Annotated in this window: 19 protein-coding genes, 1 tRNA gene and 1 pseudogene; 9 read left to right on the plus strand and 12 right to left on the minus strand. The window is 21.2% G+C overall.

All coding sequences use genetic code 11. The features are described from left to right. Positions 1–28: 28 nt before the first annotated feature. From hflC to pgi, 7 genes are all read right to left on the minus strand, one after another. Positions 29–952, minus strand: coding sequence for a protease modulator HflC (gene hflC, locus AB4W67_RS02790; protein ID WP_367682509.1), 924 nt, complete (start codon positions 950–952; stop codon positions 29–31). A gap of 2 nt (positions 953–954) precedes the next feature. Beyond that, positions 955–2,187, minus strand: a complete 1,233-nt coding sequence (gene hflK / locus AB4W67_RS02795) for an FtsH protease activity modulator HflK (protein WP_367682510.1) — start codon at positions 2,185–2,187, stop codon at positions 955–957. A 152-nt stretch (positions 2,188–2,339) separates the two neighbouring features. Beyond that, positions 2,340–3,263 carry a tRNA (adenosine(37)-N6)-dimethylallyltransferase MiaA gene (miaA, locus tag AB4W67_RS02800; RefSeq protein ID WP_367682810.1) on the minus strand — a complete coding sequence of 308 codons (924 nt, stop codon included), beginning with the start codon at positions 3,261–3,263 and terminating at the stop codon, positions 2,340–2,342. 695 nt (positions 3,264–3,958) lie between these two features. After that, entirely contained in the window at positions 3,959–4,252 is a 294-nt protein-coding gene (locus tag AB4W67_RS02805; RefSeq protein ID WP_367682811.1) for a hypothetical protein, read from the minus strand. Positions 4,253–4,880: 628 nt separating this feature from the next. Next, positions 4,881–6,059: a mannitol-1-phosphate 5-dehydrogenase gene (locus tag AB4W67_RS02810; protein ID WP_367682511.1), complete on the minus strand. Its 1,179-nt coding sequence runs from the start codon at positions 6,057–6,059 to the stop codon at positions 4,881–4,883. A 12-nt stretch (positions 6,060–6,071) separates the two neighbouring features. Further along, entirely contained in the window at positions 6,072–7,952 is a 1,881-nt protein-coding gene (locus AB4W67_RS02815; protein ID WP_367682512.1) for a PTS mannitol transporter subunit IICBA, read from the minus strand. 129 nt (positions 7,953–8,081) lie between these two features. After that, positions 8,082–9,743, minus strand: coding sequence for a glucose-6-phosphate isomerase (gene pgi / locus AB4W67_RS02820; RefSeq protein ID WP_367682513.1), 1,662 nt, complete (start codon positions 9,741–9,743; stop codon positions 8,082–8,084). A 168-nt stretch (positions 9,744–9,911) separates the two neighbouring features. On the opposite strand from pgi, the pseudogene orn reads away from it, so the two are divergent. The 3 genes and pseudogenes from orn to AB4W67_RS02835 all read left to right on the plus strand — a co-directional run bounded on the left by orn (position 9,912) and on the right by AB4W67_RS02835 (position 11,540). Further along, positions 9,912–10,453: pseudogene (orn, locus tag AB4W67_RS02825) on the plus strand (oligoribonuclease). A 79-nt stretch (positions 10,454–10,532) separates the two neighbouring features. Continuing rightward, a tRNA-Gly gene (locus AB4W67_RS02830) sits at positions 10,533–10,608 on the plus strand. Between the two features lie 233 nt (positions 10,609–10,841). Next, positions 10,842–11,540 carry an N-acetylmuramoyl-L-alanine amidase gene (locus AB4W67_RS02835; protein ID WP_367682812.1) on the plus strand — a complete coding sequence of 233 codons (699 nt, stop codon included), beginning with the start codon at positions 10,842–10,844 and terminating at the stop codon, positions 11,538–11,540. 81 nt (positions 11,541–11,621) lie between these two features. Here the strand turns inward: AB4W67_RS02835 and rpmE are convergent, their stop codons facing one another. Continuing rightward, the gene (gene rpmE / locus AB4W67_RS02840; RefSeq protein ID WP_367682514.1) at positions 11,622–11,831 is read right to left on the minus strand and encodes a 50S ribosomal protein L31; all 210 of its coding nucleotides are present in this window, start codon (positions 11,829–11,831) and stop codon (positions 11,622–11,624) included. A gap of 497 nt (positions 11,832–12,328) precedes the next feature. Here rpmE and hslV point away from each other — a divergent pair, with 497 nt between their 5' ends. From hslV to coaD, 5 genes are all read left to right on the plus strand, one after another. Next, positions 12,329–12,859 carry an ATP-dependent protease subunit HslV gene (gene hslV, locus AB4W67_RS02845; protein WP_367682515.1) on the plus strand — a complete coding sequence of 177 codons (531 nt, stop codon included), beginning with the start codon at positions 12,329–12,331 and terminating at the stop codon, positions 12,857–12,859. 9 nt (positions 12,860–12,868) lie between these two features. Continuing rightward, positions 12,869–14,200, plus strand: coding sequence for an HslU--HslV peptidase ATPase subunit (gene hslU, locus AB4W67_RS02850; RefSeq protein ID WP_367682516.1), 1,332 nt, complete (start codon positions 12,869–12,871; stop codon positions 14,198–14,200). Positions 14,201–14,357: 157 nt separating this feature from the next. Continuing rightward, complete coding sequence (locus tag AB4W67_RS02855) at positions 14,358–14,837, plus strand: Hsp20 family protein (RefSeq protein ID WP_367682517.1); 480 nt, start codon at positions 14,358–14,360, stop codon at positions 14,835–14,837. Between the two features lie 94 nt (positions 14,838–14,931). Then, a complete protein-coding gene (locus AB4W67_RS02860; RefSeq protein ID WP_367682518.1) occupies positions 14,932–15,678 on the plus strand; it encodes an FAD-binding oxidoreductase in 747 nt (248 codons plus the stop codon). A 475-nt stretch (positions 15,679–16,153) separates the two neighbouring features. After that, entirely contained in the window at positions 16,154–16,657 is a 504-nt protein-coding gene (coaD, locus tag AB4W67_RS02865; protein ID WP_367682519.1) for a pantetheine-phosphate adenylyltransferase, read from the plus strand. 38 nt (positions 16,658–16,695) lie between these two features. On the opposite strand, the gene AB4W67_RS02870 is transcribed toward coaD, so the two are convergent. Next, the gene (locus AB4W67_RS02870) at positions 16,696–17,667 is read right to left on the minus strand and encodes a hypothetical protein (RefSeq protein WP_367682520.1); all 972 of its coding nucleotides are present in this window, start codon (positions 17,665–17,667) and stop codon (positions 16,696–16,698) included. 191 nt (positions 17,668–17,858) lie between these two features. Beyond that, complete coding sequence (locus AB4W67_RS02875; protein WP_367682521.1) at positions 17,859–18,254, minus strand: hypothetical protein; 396 nt, start codon at positions 18,252–18,254, stop codon at positions 17,859–17,861. A gap of 188 nt (positions 18,255–18,442) precedes the next feature. Here AB4W67_RS02875 and AB4W67_RS02880 point away from each other — a divergent pair, with 188 nt between their 5' ends. Then, positions 18,443–19,192, plus strand: a complete 750-nt coding sequence (locus AB4W67_RS02880) for a class I SAM-dependent methyltransferase (protein ID WP_367682522.1) — start codon at positions 18,443–18,445, stop codon at positions 19,190–19,192. Between the two features lie 46 nt (positions 19,193–19,238). Here the strand turns inward: AB4W67_RS02880 and AB4W67_RS02885 are convergent, their stop codons facing one another. Together AB4W67_RS02885 and AB4W67_RS02890 are read right to left on the minus strand one after the other, a co-directional pair. Then, a complete protein-coding gene (locus AB4W67_RS02885) occupies positions 19,239–20,699 on the minus strand; it encodes an inorganic phosphate transporter (RefSeq protein WP_367682523.1) in 1,461 nt (486 codons plus the stop codon). Positions 20,700–20,782: 83 nt separating this feature from the next. Next, positions 20,783–21,982, minus strand: coding sequence for an MFS transporter (locus AB4W67_RS02890; RefSeq protein WP_367682524.1), 1,200 nt, complete (start codon positions 21,980–21,982; stop codon positions 20,783–20,785). Between the last annotated feature and the right edge of the window lie 41 nt (positions 21,983–22,023).

Raw genomic sequence — 22,023 nt, forward strand, 5'->3', positions numbered from 1 at the left:
ATATTTTAAAATACCTATTCTAAAAATTTTAATTTAAATTGATTTCATTCATATATTGAAAAAAATGATTATCTGAATTAATAAACATAATATTATTATTACCTTTAAAACTTTTTTCATAGGCATGTAAAGTTCTAATAAACAAATAAAAAGAGGCATCTTTTTGAAAATTATCTGCAAATAATTTTGCTACTTTAGCTTCTCCTTTTCCTTTTAATATTAAAGCTTTTTTTCTTGCTTCTGATAAAATCATTGATACTTGATAATCTGCCATTGCTCGTAATTTTTCTGCTTTTTCTTGACCTTGAGAACGCTGGCTTCTAGCTACTGCTTCTCTTTCAGCTCTCATTCTATTATATATAGCTTCAGATACTTCAATAGGTAAATTAATTTGTTTAATACGAACATCTACTACTTCAATTCCTAATGCATTCATACTATTAACATTAATTTTAGATGAATTTGTTAAATTTACTGTTCCTTTATTTAAAGATTGAAGTACATCTATTGTTAATCTTCCTCTAGAATCAGTGACGATTTCTTTAACATTTAAACAACCTATTTCAGAACGTAATCTATCGCTAAATTTTCTTTTTAATAAAACTTCAGCTTGAAAAATATCTCCACCACCGGTAGCTAAATAATAACGACTAAAATCACTAATACGCCATTTTATATAAGAATCTACAATTAGATCTTTTTTTTCTTTAGTTACAAAACGATCTGCTTGATTATTCATAGTATGAATACGAGAATCTAATATTTTAACAGTTTCTAAAAATGGAATTTTAAAATGTAAACCAGGTTCATAAACTAATGTATTTTGATTTTTATTTCTTAAAACTTTACCAAATTGTAAAATAATACCACGTTGTCCTTCTCTTACAATAAATAATGAAGAAGAAATTAAAAAAAGTAAAATACTTGATAAACAAATCAATAATTTATTCATATTTATTTTCTCTCTATATTTTTAAAATTATTACGTATTGAATCAACACGTCTTGTTGTTAGAAAATCATCAAGAGATAAATCAGATAAATTATTAACTTTTTGATTTTTATTTAAAAAACTAGATTTATTTTTAGGTAATTTTTTTGAATTTAAAAAAAAATTTTTATTTTTTTTTGAATTATTAATTAAATTATTTAATGATAAAAAAAACGTTGGATTATTATTTTTATCAATGAAAATTTTATTTGTACTACTAAATAATCTTTCCATAGATTCTATATAAATTCTTTTAAGAGTTATTTGTTTTGCTTTTTTATATTCAGGTAAAATTTTTAAAAAACGAATTACTTCTCCTTGTGCCTCTAAAATGATACGTGAAGAATACGCTTTAGCTTCTTCTAAAATACGCTGAGCTTTTCCATGAGCTTTAGGTTGAACTTCATTAGCATAAGCTTCTGCTTCACGTACATATTGTTCTTTATTCTCACGAGCAGCAATAGCATCATCAAAAGCAGATTTTACTTCTTCTGGTGGTCTGGCCGTTTGAAAATTAACATCTAATATAGTTATTCCCATATTATATGGTTTAATAGTTTTTTCAATTTCTTTTTGAGTATCGTATCTTACTAATGTTCTACCTTCAGTTAATATTCTATCCATTGTAGAGCGTCCAATTATACCTCGTAAAGCACTATCAGTCGCTTGCCTTAAACTATCATCAGGATAAACAACAGAAAAGAGATAACTAGATGGATTAGTAATTTTATATTGAACATTCATTTCTACACGTACTACATTTTCATCAGAAGTAAGCATGACACCTGAAGTGGCTAATTCCCGTACAGTTTCAACATTAACAGTTTGAACATCGCTAATAAAAATTGGTCTCCAATTTAATCCTGGATCAACTAAATGACTAAATTTACCAAAATTAGTAACTACTCCTCGTTCAGCTTCTTTAATAGTATAAAAACCACTAGCACACCAAATAAAAAAAAGAATAGTAATTATAATGAAAATAGGATTAATTTTTTTATTTGATTGATTTAAAGTATTATTTGTATTAAAAATTATATTATTAATAGTAAAAAAAATTTTTTTTAAATTAATTACAGATTTTTTTTCATTTTTTTTCTTTTGTTTTCTATTTTTAAAATCATCCTTTTCTGAATCATTTTTCTTTCTCCAAGGATCTAATTCTGGTTCATTTTGATTAGTTTTATTCCAGGCCATTTTATGCCTCATCGATTAGTTTTGATGCCACATTATTTATTATATAAAACTATATAAAAAATTATGTTTTAAAAGTAATATTTTTATATATTTATAAAATATCTTTAATATTTTAAAATAAAAAAATATTTTTCTAATTAAAATATAATTTATTACTCATATTTAAAAAAAATAAACTTATATTTTTTTTTAAGAATATTTAATATTTCTGTAAAAATAATATTCGGAGAAGAACTAGTTAAAGAATAAATATCTTTCCATTTCTTAAGCCAAGTTAATTGATGTTTAGCTAACTTTCTTGTTGCAAAAATTATTTTTTTAATCATTTCTTCATAATTAATTTTTTTTTCAAGATACTCCCACATTTGTCGATATCCTATACATCGAATTGATGGTAAATATTTATTTAAATCTCCTCTGGAAAAAAGATATTCTACTTCTTTTTCAAAACCTAACAGTAACATTTTTTTTATACGAAATTCAATTTTTTGATATAACCATTCTTTATTTTTAGGTAAAATAGCAAATTGAATTATATTATATTCTGATTGTATCATCGTATTTTTCTTTAAAGAAGTTAATGTTTTTCCAGAAATATAAAATATTTCTAATGCTCTTAATAATCTTTGCGAATCATTTTTATGAATATTATTAGCAGATGTAGGATCAATTAATTTTAACTTTTCATATAAAAAATATTTATTATATTTAACCTGGTTTAATAAATATTGTCGAATTTCAAAATTTGCAGCAGGTAATTCAGATAATCCATGTAACAATGCATGATAATAAAACATTGTCCCTCCAACAAGTAATGGTATATTACCTGATTTTAAAATATTTTTAATTTCTTTATTAGCATCTTTTATAAATTCTGCAACTGAATAAGATTCACTAGGATCTTTAATATTTAATAAACGATGTGGATGTGTTTTTAAGTCTAAATAACTTGGTTTATCAGTACCAATATCCATACCTCGATAAATTAATGCAGAATCTACACTAATAATTTCTATTGGAAAATATTTTCTAAGATATATAGCAATTTTACTTTTTCCACATCCAGTAGGACCCATTAAAAAAAAAACTATTGGTTTTTTTAGTTGGATGTCTTTTATATTTTTAATGTACATAGCGTTTTATTAATATTTATTTTATATAATATTGTAGCGGAGGTTTATCTAAGATGAATGGACAAAAATATTCTATCTCTAATAACAATAAAATACTATCTATAGTATTCCAAGAATTTTTTCAAAAATTATATTAATTTCAAACCATTTTTAAAATTTTAGTAATATATAAGTTATTTTTTTTCAAAAATAAATAAAAAATAATATTAATAAATTAATATATTTTTTAAAATAAAAGGCGCTTTTTAAAATAAATCTATTTATCTTTTAAAAATAAAATCTGAATTTATAAAATAAATCTAAATTTATAAAATATAGATTTATTTAAAAACAAAAATTTATATTGTAAATCGGTAATATAAATTTTAAAATTAAATAAATAAAATTGAGGTTTAATATCATTCTCAATATAATATTTTAACTTATGTTGATCAATAATTTTTTTTCAAATAGAAAAGAAATCAAAAAAAATTATTAAAATCATAAATTAATCCATAAAATTTTTTAATAACTATCAATAATTTTATAAAAAATAAAAATTTTTTTTGAAAAAATATTTAAATTAATTCTTAAATTAGTATCTTTTTTAATTTGTTTTAACAAATATATTTGTTGTATTTTTAAAAAATATTTTTGTATCAATTTAACAAAGAAATTATAAAAACATTTATTAAAATAATATTTTTTTGATTTTTCAAAGAAATATCATATATAAATTTACTATACTTATTTTTATTTAGTAAATTTAAAATCGTATTATATACAAAAATATAAATTTCACTAGGTTTATAAAATTTAATTTGATTTTTAGTAGGATGAATATTAATACCAATCTCATTTAAAGGTATATTAATATATAAAATAAATGATCGATTAGTTTTCATTTTTATAAAATTATTATATGCATTAAATGCAGCATAATATATTAAAATTCTTTTTTATTTTTTTTAAATGAAATATTTTAAAATAAGATAATGCTATTTTTTTAATTATTTTATAAATTTTTAAATATTCTAATTTTTTATTTAAACATTTAAGACAAACAGGAATATTATAGAATAAATTTTCTACTATAATACTTATTTCAAGTAAATATAAAATAGGTTGAATAGTATTATAATTAAATCTATCAGAATGTATTTCCTATACAATATCACTATTTTTCATAGAAAAATATTAACGTCATTTTTGATATCGCTTTAACACTTGATAATACTTACCTCTAACACTAAATGTATTAATATTATTTAAATTAAAACATGTAATAATTTTACTTGTTATATCAAAAGAAATACAAAGCAATAATTCACTCCTATGAATACTATAACAATCATTTTGAAAAATAATTGATTTAAAACCACTTCTTTCAACAAAAAAATATTGATATTTCTAGTTTTAGAACCAATACTATTTTCTATTAACTCTTTAATTACAAAAACTCGATCAATAGATTTTCTAGTTGAAATTTAACTAGAAACATTAATTGGTAATATACAAATAGACATTAGTATATTCTCTTTCAAAACTAAATTTGTAAATTATAATTTAATCATATTAAATTTAACTATATAATTCTTTAAAAAAAATTTTATATATTTTATTATATTCATGAAAAATTAAATCTATTTCTTTACTATTTAATTCTAAATTAGAAATTTTATTTAATATAAACTTGATACCTAATTTTTTTATTAAATTTGACATTTTTATAGACTCTAAATCATCTTTATTTTTATAATGCAATGCTGCTGCAATACCTTTAATTAAATTACTATTAAGTAAATTATATTTTTTCGTTAATAATAAAGGTGTAATCAATCGTTCATTTTTACCTAATTTTTGCAATGGATTTCGTGCAATACGTTTAACTTTATCTAGTAAGAAAGGGTTTTTAAAACGAGTTAAAATTTTATCAATATAAAAAAAATGATTTTTTTTATTTAACCGATATTTTTTAATTAGTGTTAAACCGCTTTCCTTCATAGAATTTTTTACAATATCTTCGATTTCATTATCTTTAATACTTTCATATATAGTTTTATATTTTTTTATTGCTCCTAAATAAGCAGCTATTGCATGACCTGTATTTAATGTTAAAAATTTTCTATCTATAAAAACTCTTAAATTATTACTTATTGTCATATTAGTGATATTAGGTATTATTCCTTTAAATTGTCTTTTATCAACAATCCATTCTTGAAAATTTTCAGCAATTAAAGATAAATTATTTTTTTCAAAAGATATCATAGATGGTATAATAGTATCAATACTACAATCTACAAATCCAATATATTGATTAAAATATTCATGATATTTTAAAGGAAAATGCTTTAAGATTATTTCTTTTAAATAAGAACTAGCTTTAATTTTATTTTCACAAGCAATTATATTTAATGGAATTTTAGATTTTAACTTAATTTTTAACTTTATTCCTTCTATTAAAATAGATGTAATTTTGTTTAAAGAATTAACACCAATTGCAGTCGTTATTAAATTACTATTAGATATAACATTTAAAATATTTGGATGATCAATATAAATAGCATGAAAATTTTTTATATTAATAATTTTTTCAAAGTTATATCCTACTAATTTTATATTATATTCTTTATGATAATTTAAAGAATCTATTATTTTTTTATTTACATCTACAAAGGTAAAATCAAAACCAGATTTTAGTAATATTTTAGCAATAAAACCACGACCAATATTACCAGATCCAAAATGTACAGCTTTCATATGCAATCCTAATCAAATTTTTAAATATAATAAAACTTCTTGAATATTTTTTGTTTTAGATAATTTATTAATAACTTCTTTATTATCTAACGCACTTGTAATTTTGCTAACTACCATAACGTGTTCATTATTTTTAGCTGCAACACCAATCACAATATAAGCAATATCATTAATATCATCTCCAAAATGTACACCATTTGGAAATTGACAAAAAATTATTCCAGTTTTTAAAATAGAATCTTTTGCTTGAATGGTACCATGAGGTAAAGCAATATGTTCACCTAACCAAGTTGAAGTAATTTTTTCTCTTTCTAACATTGCATGAATATAATCTTCTTTTACATATCCCTGCTGAACTAGATATTTACCGACTATTCTAATGGCTTCTTCTTTATTATTAGCATATTGATTAAGAAAAATATTTTTTTCACTTAATTGAAATAAATTGTTTAATTTAATTGTTTCCTTATAATCTTCTTTTACATTAATGTTTTTATCTTGAGAAATATTTTTATTTTTAATTAATTTTTTAATTAAAGAATCATAAAATATATTATCGAGAAAATTAACTAATGATATATGCTTAGCATAAGGAGCATATTTTTTAGCAAGAGAAGTAAGATTTTTATGTGTAATGACTATATCAGCATTTTTAGGTATTGAACGAATAGAAATATTAAATATCGATATATTCATCAAATTTGATTGTTTAATTTTTCTTCTAAGAATACTAGCTCCTATTGCACTAGATCCCATACCTGCATCACAAGCAATTACAATATTTTTAACATTTTTAAAAACATTATCTAATTTATTATCATTAAATAAATTATCGTCAATAATATTTTTAGATGATTGAATACATATTGTATTTTTATATTGCATTAATTTAAATAATATATAAGCAGTAAAAAAAGAAACAAAAAAAGAAGAAAAAATAGATAATATATTTATACAGTAAAAACCCTTTTTTGTCATTGCTAAAATTGATAAAATAGATCCAGGTGAAACTGCTCCAATTAAACCACTTTTAAAAAAAATAAGAATAAAGATACCTGTCATACTACCTAAAATCAGAGGTAATAATAACTTTAAATGCATTAAAACATAAGGAAAATAAACTTCATGAACACCCCCTAAAAATTGAACAATAGCAGCTCCTCCAGCTGATTTATAACAATCTTTTTTTCCGAAAAAAAAACATGCAAGCAATATTCCCAATCCTGGACCAGGATTAGATTCTATTAAAAAAAATATAGAAATTTTATTTTCTAATATATCCTGAAGACCTAAAGTAGAAAAAATTCCATGATTAATAGCATTATTTAAAAAAAATACTTTAGCAGGTTCAATAAAAATAGCTATTAATGGTAATAAATTATAATGAATAGTAATACTTAATAAATTACTTATTAAATTTGAAATCCATTCAATACATGGTCCGAAAAAGATAAATGAAATAATTGTTAATAATATTCCGATTATTGCAATAGAAAAATTATTAACTAACATTTCAAAACCATTTTTTATTCGATCCTTTATTAAATTATCAAAATGCTTAATAATCCATCCACTTAATATACCAGAAATCATACCACCTAATAACATAGGTATTTTAGTACTAGAAATCATTCCAATAGTACTAATACTACCAAGTATACCACCCCTTTCTCCTGCAATTAAACGACCTCCAGTATACCCAATAGAAATAGGTAAAAGATAAAAAATCATAGGTGAAATTAACTGAGACAAAAATTTATTAGGTTGCCAACCTAATGGAAGAAATAATGCATTCATAACACCCCATGTTATAAAAATACTTATATTGGGCATCATAATATTACTTAAAAATTGACCAAAATTTTGTATTTTTATTTTAATTAATTTAAACATACTCATCACTCATGTAAAAAAAATGTATTAGTACTAAATAAGAACATTACCTAAAGTAAAAAATTTTAGTTAATTATTTAAAATCTAATATTAAAAATTAATATAGAATTATAGTCAATTTCAAAAAACTTATTTGTAAAAAGATTTATAAAAACTTATTAATCCCTGTGTAGAAGAATCAAAAGAATTAATTTTTTCTCTATTATTAAAATTTCTATAAATAATTTCAGCTATTTTTTTTCCTAATTCTACACCCCACTGATCAAAACTAAAAATATTTAATAAATGTCCTTGAACAAAAATTTTATGTTCATATAAAGCAATTAAAAGACCTAAATTATAAGGTGTAATCTTTTGTATTAAAATAGAATTAGTTGGTTGATTTCCTGTACATTGTTTAAATAAAAAATCTGTTTTTATTTTATCTTTATAATGTTTGATATTTTTTTTAAAAAATATTGTTTTTTTAAAATAAAATTCATCCATAGTTCCAAAAGCTAGCGTTTTAGTTTGTGCAAGAAAATTAGATATTAATTTAATATGATGATCTGTTAGATTATTATGTGAATAAATAGGAACAATAAAATCACATGGTATCAATTTTGTACCTTGATGTATTAATTGAAAAAATGCATGTTGACCATTAGTTCCTGGAGCCCCCCAAATAATAGGTCCAGTTTGATAAGATACTCTTTGACCTGTTTTACTTATTGATTTACCATTAGATTCCATATTCAATTGTTGTAAATAAGAAGGAAATTTATGCATATATTGATCGTATGGAAATATAGCTTCTGTTTCAGAACCAAAAAAAACAGTATACCAGATACTAATTAAAGCCAAAATTATTGGTATATTTTTTTTATGTTCTGTATGATAAAAATGATTATCCATAGCACAAGCACCATTTAAAAATTTTTTAAAATTATCAAATCCAATAGACAAAATAATAGATAAACCAACAGAAGACCATAACGAAAAACGACCACCAACCCAGTTCCAAAATTGAAAAATATTTTTAATATTAATACCGAATTCTAATGCATTTTTAACATCAACTGTTAATGCAAAAAAATGTTGATCTAAAGTATTTTTTTCTTTTGAAATCTTTAAAAACCACATTTTTGCGCTATATGCATTAGTCATTGTTTCATCTGTAGTAAATGTTTTAGAAGATATTAAAAAAATTGTTGTCTCAGGATTTATTTTATTTAGAACTTCAACAAGATGAGTGCCATCTATATTTGAAACGTAATGTATATTTAAATGATTTTTATATGGACGTAAAGCTTCTGTAACCATATATGGCCCTAAATCAGATCCACCAATACCGATATTTACAATATCAGAAATAGATTTTCCTGTATAACCTTTCCAATTACCATTAATTACTGATTCTGAAAAATTTTTCATTTTTTTAAGTACATGATTAATATCTAACATAATATTATAATCATTTATAAAAATTGGAGAATTTTTTTGATTACGCAATGCAATATGCAATACAGAACGATTCTCTGTTTCATTTATTCTCATACCAGAAAACATATTCTTAATAGCATTTTTTAGATTCATTTCTTTTGTTAAATCTAATAAATATTTTAAAGTATCTTTTGTAATACGATTTTTTGAAAAATCAACTAATATTTTATTTTCAAAATTAATAGAAAATTTATTAAATCGATGAGGATCTGATAAAAAAAGATCTTTTAAATGTACATTTTTTATTATATTAAAATGATTTTTTAAAATATTCCAAGATTTAGTTTCAGTAAGATTTATATTTTTCACTTAAATATTCTCTTTAATTATCCTTTAATAAATTAAATATATATTTTTAAGACTATCTATATTCTAAAAATTAATGTAAATAATTAAACTATATAACAAAAAACTTTTAATTTCTTAAAAATAGAAAATATTATATAATAAAATATAATTTATTTTGTAAAAAAAATTATGACATATAATAAAAAAAACTTAATCTGGCTTGATTTAGAAATGACAGGTTTGAATTCTAAAATACATCGAATTATTGAAATATCTACTTTAATTACAGATATACAATTAAATATAATTTCTATAGGTCCTACAATTGCTATACATCAAAAAAAAAAGATATATTATTAATGGATAAATGGAACAAATTAACACATACAAAAAGTGGATTAATTAAAAGAGTAAAAAAAAGTATATATAATGAATTACAAGCCGAATCTAAAACAATAATTTTTTTAAAAAAATGGGTTCCAATAAAATCATCGCCTATATGTGGAAATAGCATTTATCAAGATCGAAAATTTTTAAATAAATATATGCCTAAATTAGATAATTATTTTCATTATCGATGCATTGATGTTAGTACTATTAAAGAATTAATATCTAGATGGAATCCTAATATCAAAAAATTTAAAAAAAAAAAAAATCATACTACATTAGAAGATATATATGAATCAATTATGGAATTAAAATTTTATAAAAAAAATTTTTTTAATATTTAATATAATTTAAAAAAGTTTTTTTAAAGAAAGCTTGATTAATATATTTTATATATATAAAATACTAAAATAATCATAGCATGCGAGAATAGCTCAGTTGGTAGAGCACAACCTTGCCAAGGTTGGGGTCGCGAGTTCGAATCTCGTTTCTCGCTCCAAGAATATTTCAAATTAATTAATAAAAATATTTACTAAAAATCAAGGAAAATATATGATTTTTTTATGTTCTTATAAATGGATAATATTAGCTATTCTAATATTAATTAATTTTCAAAATAAATTTAAAAAAAAAATTGAAAATAATAATGACATTGTATTTATAAATAATATAAAAAAATCTAATAAAAAAAATAATTTTTTTTTTAATCCAATCCCAAGTAAAATAAATATAATTAAAAATAAAATTAATATCTTAATAGACCCTGGACATGGCGGACAAGACCCAGGTGCTATAGGTCACAAAGGATTAAAAGAAAAAGAAGTAAACTTAAGAATAGCAATTGAATTAGAAAAATTATTAAATAATAATAAATTTTTTCATGCAATTCTAACACGTAATAACGATTCTTATCTTTCTTTGAAAAATAGAAAAATATTTTCAAATCATCAACATGTAAATTTATTAATATCTATTCATGTAGATTCTTCTAAAGCAAAATATTTATCAGGAATATCAATTTGGGTTGTTTCAAATAAACGAATGTGCCGTGAAATTAATAAATTTATAAAAAATAATAAAAACAATGTTTATTTTTCTAAAAATATTGAAAATATATTAAAAAACGAAAACGATATATATTTTAAAAAAACTATTCTTGATTTACAATTTAATAATTTTCAAAATATAGAAATCGAATTATCTAAATATATTTTTAAAGAATTTAAAAAAATTGTTAGAATTAATAAATTAGCATTGAATTATGCAAGTTTAGGTATATTAAGTGCTATAAATACACCTTCTATTTTAATCGAAACTGGGTTTATTACAAATTTTGAAGAAGAAAAAAAATTAAGAACACTTTCTTATCAGAAAAAAATTGCAAATACTATTTATATTTCATTAAAAAACTATTTTGAACATTCTCATTAAAATATTTAAGATAATTAAAATACTAATATTTTAAGCATCAAAATACCTTTTAAGATGCTTAAAAATTTAAAATATAAAAAATTATATTATAGTCATTTTAAAACGTTTTTTAAATCTTTCAACACGTCCTCCGGTATCAATAATTCTTTGTTTTCCAGTATAAAATGGATGACATTTTGCACATATATCTAGATTTAAATTACGATTTACTGTTGAAAAAATTTTAATTATATTTCCACATGAACAAGTAGCTGTTATCTGAGAATAAATTGGGTGTATTTTTTTTTTCATAAAAGTTTCCGAATTTAAAATATTTATTTTATTATACTATTAATAACTAATAATTTAACTAATAATTATATTTAAAGAAATAAAAAATATGTACAAAAATCAAAATCAAATTAGTTCAATGTCATTTAAACGTAAAAAAAAAAATTAAATTTAGTAAATTTAATTTATTTAGTATTCTTATGATAGTTATCATTTCTTTGTTTTTTTTTAACTTATTTTTTAAAAAAACAAAAAAAATAAATAAAATTTGTATTCAAAGTCAAAAAAATAGTGAATTATTACCTGATATACCCAAAGAAAAATGGAAATATATAAAAAAACTAAAAAATTTATAAAATTGAAAAATATAAATATATTCATTAAAAATTAAAAAAATGTTTTCTTAATAAAATATAAAATATTTAAAACATATTTAGATTAAATTTAGATTGATTCTGCAATTAATTTATTACTAAAAATTTTTAAAACTAAAAACGTTATTTTTAAGAGGTTTTCTTGTGACCACAATACTAAGTGTAAGATTAAAGAATAAGGTAGTAATTGGAGGTGATGGACAAGCAACTTTAGGCCATACTATTATGAAAAGTAATGTCAAAAAAATTAGAACACTTTATCATAATAAAGTTATTGCCGGCTTTGCTGGAGGAACAGCAGATGCTTTTACTCTATTTGATATGTTTGAAAAAAAGTTATCTATATATCAAGGTCAATTACAAAGATCAGCCATAGAATTAGCAAAAGACTGGAGATCTGATAAAATGCTAAGAAAATTAGAAGCATTATTAGCAGTGGCTGATAAAGATACATCATTAATAATTACTGGAAATGGAGATGTAATACAACCCGAAGATGATTTAATCGCAATTGGATCAGGTGGGTCTTATGCTCAATCAGCTGCTCGTGCATTAATAGAAAATACTAATCTAAATGCTAAAAAAATTGTAGAAAAATCATTAAATATTGCAGCTAATATTTGTATATACACTAATCATATATTTACCATAAAAGAACTACTTTCAGAAAAGTAAGGATTATATATGTCTGAAATGACTCCTCCTCAAATTGTTACTGAACTTAACAAATTCATTGTTGGTCAAGAAAAAGCAAAAAAAGCAGTTTCAATTGCATTAAGAAATCGTTGGCGTAGAATGCAACTAAACGATGAACTAAGACAAGAAATTACACCAAAAAATATTTTAATGATTGGACCTACAGGTGTAGGCAAAACAGAAATTGCAAGAAGATTAGCAAAATTAGCTAATTCTCCATTTATTAAAGTAGAAGCTACTAAATTTACTGAAGTAGGATATGTAGGTAAAGAAGTTGATTCAATTATTAGAGATTTAACAGATGCTGCTATAAAAATGATTCGAATTAAAAATATTGAAAAAAATAAAATTCGGGTTGAAGAAATAGTTGAAGAAAGAATATTAGATATTTTAGTACCAAGACCAAAAAATAATTGGACAGAAGATGAAAAAAATAAAAGTCTTTCAAATACATTACAAATATTTCGTAAAAAATTAAGAGAAGGTGTTCTTGATGATAAAGAAATTGAAATTAACTTATTAGCTACTACTATGGGCGTAGAAATTATGGCTCCTCCTGGAATGGAAGAACTAACAAATCAATTGCAAGCATTATTTCAAAACTTGAGTGGTCATAAAAAAAATACAAGAAGATTAAAAATTAAGGATGCAATTACATTATTAAAAGAAGAAGAAGCAGCGAAATTAGTTAATCCAGAAGATATCAAAAAAGAAGCCATAAATGCTGTTGAACAAAATGGAATTGTATTTATTGATGAAATTGATAAAATATGCAAAAGAAGTGATATATCTGGTCCAGATATTTCAAGAGAAGGTGTTCAAAGAGATTTATTACCTTTAATTGAAGGATGCACTGTTTCAACCAAATACGGAATGGTAAAAACAGATCATATTTTATTTATTACATCTGGTGCTTTTCAAACATCAACACCTTCTGATTTAATACCTGAATTACAAGGTCGTCTTCCAATAAAAGTAGAATTACAAGCATTAACAATAGATGATTTTGAAAAAATATTAACTGAACCTACCGCATCAATTACTACTCAATATAAAGAACTTATGAAAACAGAGGGAGTTCATATAAATTTTACAAAAGAAGGTATTAGAAATATTGCAGAAGCAGCATGGAAAGTTAATGAATCCATGGAAAATATAGGAGCTCGTAGATTACATACTATACTGGAAAAACTTATGGAAGATATTTCATTTAATGCAAGTAAAAATAAAGGAAATACAATTGAAATAAATTCTGATTATGTTGGAAAACATTTAAATCAATTAATATCTAATGAAGATCTTAGTCGTTTTATTTTATAAAAATCATTAAAAAACCTATTTACAATAATAGTTAAAATAAATAAATATTTTTTGTTTAAAATACTATTGAAAAAAAAGAAAAAGATCATATATGTAACTAAGACAATTTTTAAAAATCTAAAAATAAAATTTTTAAATAAAAAAAGGAGTTCTTTATATGTCATATCGTTCTTTCTCTTTCTTACCAAATGTAAATTATAATAGTGTCTTTTCAAATAGATTTAATCAAATTGATAAAATGTTTAGTACATTAACAGGAGAAAAACCACTTTCAGATACACCAGAATACAATTTAATTCAAATTAATGAAAAAAAATATGAGCTAATTTTAAGTATTCCTGGATATGAAGAAAAAGAATTAGATATTTCTGTACATAATAATCAATTAATAATCCAGGGAAAGAAAGAAAAAATAAACAAAAATAATGAAAAAATAAATAAATATTTACACAAAGATATAGTATTTAATAATTTTTCTTTAAGTTTTAATTTTGATCATAAAATACAAGTAAATAAAGCAGATTTATCTTTAGGTTTATTAAAATTAAACTTTGAATGTAAAATTCCAGATGAAGAAAAACCTAAAAAAATATTTATTAATATTCCTAATAATCAAAAACACATTGGAAATAAGTAAAAAATAAGTAATGTTTATAAATAAAATAATTTTTAAAGTCATTGTACTTATATTTAAGTACAATGATATTAATAATAAAATATAGGAAATTATAATGAATCCATGGATTAATGCTAATGTTTTAAAAATTAAAAAATGGACTAAAAATTTATTTAGTATTTTTTTAAATGCACCTATATCAAATTTTAAAGCTGGACAGTTTACTAAATTAGCATTATATGAAAAAACAAAAAAAATTCAAAGAGCATATTCATTTGTTAATGCTCCTAGTAATAAAAATTTAGAAATTTATATTGTTCGTGTTCTAAATGGTAAATTAAGTAATCTTTTGTACCATCTAAAAAGTGGAGACCATGTACTTATTAAAAAAAATGCATTTGGATTTTTTACTTTAGAAGAAATACCAAATTGTGAGATATTATGGATGTTTGCTACTGGAACTGCTATTGGTCCTTATTGTTCTATTTTACAAGAAGCAAAAAATACGGAAAGATTTAAAAATATTATTTTAATACATGCTGTAAGATATAAAAATGATCTATCTTATCTTTCATTAATGAAAAAACTTCATATACAGTATAATGGAAAACTAAAAATTCAAACTATAGTTAGCAGAGAAAAACATGAAGATTCCTTATCAGGTAGAATTCCATTTCTCTTAAAAAATAAAATATTAGAAGAAAAAATTGGATTTAAAATAAATCATAATAATTCACATGTTATGTTATGTGGAAATCCATTAATGGTTAAAGAAACATATTTATTTTTAAAAGAGAATAGAAATATGTTTAAACATTTAAGAAAGAAAAAAGGACATATAACTATGGAAAACTATTGGTAAAAAATATTATACTTAAATAAAAAATAAGTTTTAATTTATTAAAAAATTCTTATATATATTATAAATCAAATTTTTGTTTTTATTCAATTAAATATTTTTTATTTTATAAAAACACATCTAATTACCATTCTTTTAAAAATTTTTTAAATTTTTATAAATCATATTCCATATTTTAAAAAATTTACTTTATTAATAAATAATCTAATATAATATAAAATATGATATTATTTTTTAAATATTACTAAATATTCTATAAAAATAGATTGGATGATTTATTAAGATTATTTTAAATAAAAAATTTATTTTAAATAATATTAAATTTATATTTATTATAAAATACAATAATAAAATAATGTATATTTCTAAAATAATTTATATTTAATTTATTTCAAAATCTCATAGATAAATGATATTTAATTTTTAAATTTAAATAAAATTTATATAGAAAATTATCTATTAATTAAATAATAAAAAAATGAAAAAAACAGCAATATATCCAGGTACATTCGATCCAATTACTTATGGGCATCTAGATATTATAAATCGAGCAACAAAAATTTTTGATAATATTATTATTGCTATTTCTGCAAATAATTTAAATAAAAAAAATATATTTAGTTTAAAAGAACGAATTAAATTAACTAAATTAGCTACAAAAAATTTTAAAAATATAAAAAAAATAATTGGATTTAATGATTTATTAGCTAATTTAGCAAAAAAAGAAAATACTAATATTTTAATTAGAGGAATACGTACAATCTTTGATTTTGACTATGAAATTAAATTAGCTAGTATAAATAAAGAAATATACCCTGAGCTAGATAGTATATTTTTACTTTCATCTAAAAAAGTATCATTTATATCATCATCTTTTATAAAAGAAATTGCAAAATATAAAGGAAATATAACACCTTATTTACCTAAAGAAATATGCTTGGAATTACTAAAAAAAATTAATAAAAATAATAGGGTTATATAAATAACCCTATTATTTTTTTTAAAATAATTTATTAAATATTAATCTACAAAATGAGAATGTTTAATTGTTGGTCCATTTCTTAAAGAAATAATAACATTTGATCGAATCTCAAAAGAATGATTTTCTTGTACATCATTAGCATCTATAAGATAAAAATTAGATGTATTTTTTGCAACTAATTCAATTGTACCATTTTCCAAATGATTAATTTCATAAAAATTCTTTGAACCTACAATGCGATAACGTAGCAATTCTGGACGTTCATTAATTAATTGTTGATAAGATTGTTTTAATAATGTTGGATTTGCATATGTAGCAATTATTTTTTGTTCTATTTCATTCGGGATTAATCTTTTGAAATCTTTAAGCATATCTTCTTTATTTGGAGAAGCAACTAAATGCCCATCAATAAAAAAAACAGCAGAATGATAATCTATCATAAAATACTTATTTAGATCTTTATTAAAATCTACATCTTTATATATATTTTCTAAATCAATATCTTCGACTTTAGTTTCAATTTTAAATTCATTTTTATTATTACTTTGATTTTTTTGAACTGATATTAATTGATTAAAAATATCAGATGTATTATTTTTCATAAAATAATTATTATTAGATCGTTTAGTATTTCTAATGTCTTTTTTAATATTTGAAATAAATGCTGAAATATCATTTATTTCTTGAACATCATTAAAATTTTCATCGAAATCATCAGAATCTAAATTATTAATATTTTTACTTTGATTATTAATATTATCATGAATTAATTCAGGAAATGAACTTTCATATCTAGGATGTTTAGGATTATGATTTAACTTGTTAATTATTTTTAATCTTCCATTTTCCCGGATTTTATTTATTAAAAGACTCATAATAAATCTAGAGTGTTGAATTGTTTTTTTTAATTTTTCAATATATTCAATTAATTTATTAATTTTATTATCTATTTTTTTTGTCGATTCGTCCTTGAATAACCTCAAAAAAAACTGATACCCGGCTTTAAACATATTGAAAAAAGTAGTTCCATTCAATAAATTTATAACTTCACGTTTTATTGTTGAAAAAATAACAGATATAGTATCTTTGATATAGTTACAAACTGATGAAAGTAATTCTTGTATATGTAAGTTTTTAAAGGTATTTTTAATAAAATTTATTATTTTATTAAATGATTCAGGAATGAAGTCAAGTATAGTTCTTAGGATGGATTTTTCAGAAGGAGCAGTTTTTTTTTCAAAGAAATTGCAATATTTAAATCTGCATCAGAATCATTTTTTACTTCAATTACTTTTTTAAATTTTTCTGATACGGTATTTAAATCTTTAATATATTGTTGATATAATTCTTCTAATTTAAATAAATCTTGTTCTGTTTTAGATAAATAAATAGTAACTTTAGTTTTTTCTTTTTTACAAAAACTATCCTGATTTCTTGTATCTTTAAACATTTCAAATATTTTACGACGATCAATATTTTCAAGATTTATTTTACTAATATCTATTTTGCTAATATCAATATCTTTAAAATCTGTATTATTATATTTATGTTCAAAAGGCATTGGATGTAATTTATCAACTAGGTTAATAGATGACATAATTTTGCTTCCTTTTTTAAACTAAAAAAATATATGGAATTTTATTATTTTTTCTAAATAAATTAAAAAAATAACTTTTATTAAAGTATTTTATTTCTAACTAAAAAAATAAAACCTTGTTAATTTTTATATTTTAAATGTATTTTTAAAAAAGTCAAATTATTAATAACAAAAAAATAAAAAATATTATGAATATATATTTAATTAAAAAAAATAATAATAAAAGAATACAAAAAATAATTCATCAATACAATTTAAAACATGACAAAAATTCTTCTATGGCATTAATAATAAATAATGATACATTAGAATTATATGATCGTTTACATCCTTCTCAAAAAAGTATAAAAGTAGATTTTTTATCTAAAAAAAATAATTATAGATGTGTAAATTCAAAAAAAAAAAATGAAATTCTTTATAAAGCAATAGGAATTAAAAAAAATTATTTTCCTTATATTATAGATGCAACAGCAGGTTTTGGAACAGAAGCTTTTTTATTTTCTTTTTGGGGGTGTTATGTTGTTATGATTGAGAGAAATCCAATTATAGGAGCATTGTTAAAAGATGGATTAGAAAGGGCATATAATAGTAAAAAAATTGGGAATTGGTTAAAAAAGAGATTACATCTAATATTTTATGATAGTTTGGACATATTAAAAAAACCTATTTTAAAACCTGATATTATTTATTTAGATCCTATGTATCCAAATAATAAGAAAAAAACACTTCCTAAAAAAAATATGCAATTTTTAAGAAAAATAATTCAAGATAATGATAATTACGAGAATTTATTAAAAATTTCTAGAAATCTTGTAAAGAATAGAGTTATTGTCAAAAGACCACATTATGCAAAATCTTTATCTTCAAAAGAAGTATCATTTTCAATTAGCAATAAAAAATATCGTTTTGATATATATTTACCTTATAAAAAAAAATAGAAGCACAATTGATTTCAATTGCACCTCTATTACAATAAAACAATATTTATATTAAAGATAATGCAACCCAATATAAAAGCCCAGAAAAAAACATTGAAATAGGTAAAGTCAATAACCAAGCAAAAATAATATTTTTTATAGTATTAATTTGAATACTTTTACCATCAGCTAACATTGAACCAGCTACTGATGATGATAAAATATGTGTTGTAGAAACAGGAACACCTGTATAACTAGCAATACCAATAGAAAAAGCAGCAGTAATTTGGGCAGACATAGCTTGAGCATATGTCATACTTCTTTTTCCTATTTTTTCACCAATAGTAATGACTATACGTTTCCATCCAAACATTGTTCCTATAGATAAAGCAAATGCAATAATACATATTATCCAAATAGGAGCATACTCTATAGTTAAAAGTATATGTTGTTTTATTTGTTTTAAAAAAATTTTTTCTTTTTTAGAAATATTTAAATTACTTATTTGATCAATATTTTCAGAGATATCAAGTAAAAAATGACGTAATTGGAAACGTTGTTTTATACTTAATATATTATAATTATGTACATTTTTTAATAAAATATTAGCTTCTTTAATATTTTGAATTATATCAGACTGATAAGATAATAATTGGTTATTTAAATTTTTATAGTTATTTTTAACTTTTTTTGAATACTTATTTAAATAATATTTTTGAAAATGATTAATTGCATTTTTTGTATAAAATATTTCTTTTTTTGAAGCATTTAAATTTACTAAAAAATTAGCTGGTATAATACTAATTAAAACAAGCATAATCAATCCAATACCTTTTTGGCCATCATTAGCACCATGAGCATAACTAACACCAATAGAAGAAAAAATTAAAGCTATTTTAATTAGAAATGGAGGACTTTTTTTTTCATCATGTTTTTTTCGTTCTAATGGAGTCATATGAATTCGATAAAATTTTTTATTTTTATTTGTAAAATATCGCAATAAAAATATTAAAATACCAGAAATAATTAACCCTATAATAGGAGATAAAATTAATGATATAAAAATATTTATAATTTTAGGGATGTTTAAAGCGTTAATTAAAGAAGAATTAGTTATAATAGCATTAGTTAGTCCAACACCAATAATTGCACCAATAAGAGAATGAGAACTAGAAGAAGGCAAGCAAAAATACCATGTAGAAAGATTCCATAAAATTGCAGCAAGCAACATAGAAAAAATCATTGCAAGTGTATTTTTTGAACTTCCATTTAATAAAAGATCATTTGGTAATAAATGTACAATAGCATATGCTACAGTTAAACCTCCAAATAATACACCTAAAAAATTAAAAATACCAGACATTATAACCGCATATTTTGCAGACATTGCTCGAGTATAAATTAAAGTTGAAACAGCATTAGCTGTATCATGAAAACCATTAATAGCTTCATAAAATAATACAAAAAATAAAGCTAAAAAAATAAATAAACTATGATTCAAGTCAGAATAAGAAAATAAATATAGCATAATCTTTTAGCCATTTCAGTAAATTGAACTAAGCTTATTATCCTCGAGAAACTATATTTTAGGAAAGTAAAATATAATATATTTTAAAAAATTTTTTCTTTAGTTAAGTTTTTTAATTGTATAGATAAAGTTATTCCAAAAATTAAAATGATAATCATAAAAATAGAAATTCCTAACCATTTTGAATAAAACCAGAAAATACCACTAAATATACCGAATACACTTGATCCTAAATAATAAAAAAATAGATATAAAGAAGTCGCTTGTACTTTAGCAAATTTTGCATAAATACTAACCCAACTACTTGCAATTGCATGGGATGCAAAAAAACCACTTGAAAAAATTATCAATCCTAAAATAATAGCAATCATTTGTTCAAATTGTGTAATTATCAAACCTAAAATCATTAATAAAAATGATCGTATTAAAATATCAACTCTATTATATCTTTTTATTAAAATTCCTGCTTTAGGAGAACTATAAACTCCAGTTAAATAAATTATAGATAGTAATCCTATGCTTGATGAACTAAATAAAAATGGTTTTAATACTAATCTATATCCAATATAATTAAAAACAGTAATAAAACTTCCCATTAATAAAAAACCTAATATAAATAAGATAAATAATATTGGATTTTTTAAATGTAAATAAAAGTTATTTAAAAATTTTTTATAATTAATAGAAATAGGATAAAAATTTTTAGAAGAAGGAAGAAAATATATAAATAAAAAAGATGCTATTAAAGATAAAAAACCAATAATAAATAGTGATATATTCCATGAAAAATATTCTGCTATAATACTACTTATAAATCTTCCAAAACATCCACCTATAGTATTTCCACTAATATATAATCCAATGCAAAATGCTAATGAATCAACGTTAACTTCTTCTACTATATATGTAATAGCAATAGCAACAACTCCACTTAAAGATAGTCCGATTAACGCACGAAGAAAGACTATCATATACCAATTTTCTGTCATAGAACAAATTATTGTAATTACTGATGCTATTAATAAAGATGTAGACATAATTAATTTTCGACCAATTATATCTGATAAAACTCCAGTAAATAGTGTACCTATAGCCATAGTTGCAGTTGCTGCTGATAAAGATAAACTACTTTCTGTCGCAGTTAAATAAAATTGTTTAGAAAATATTGGTAAAATTGATTGAACACAATATAAAATAGAAAAACTAGAAAAACCAGCTAAAAAAAGAGATAAAATAATTTGATTAAACTCCTTTGTATTTTTTTCAGTATATGTTTTTTTCATAATAATTATTTTATTTTTTAAAACTTTAAAAAACTCCTATT

The sequence above is a fragment of the Buchnera aphidicola (Protaphis terricola) genome, from assembly GCF_964059145.1.
In the GTDB taxonomy this organism is placed as follows: Bacteria; Pseudomonadota; Gammaproteobacteria; order Enterobacterales; family Enterobacteriaceae; genus Buchnera; species Buchnera aphidicola_BP.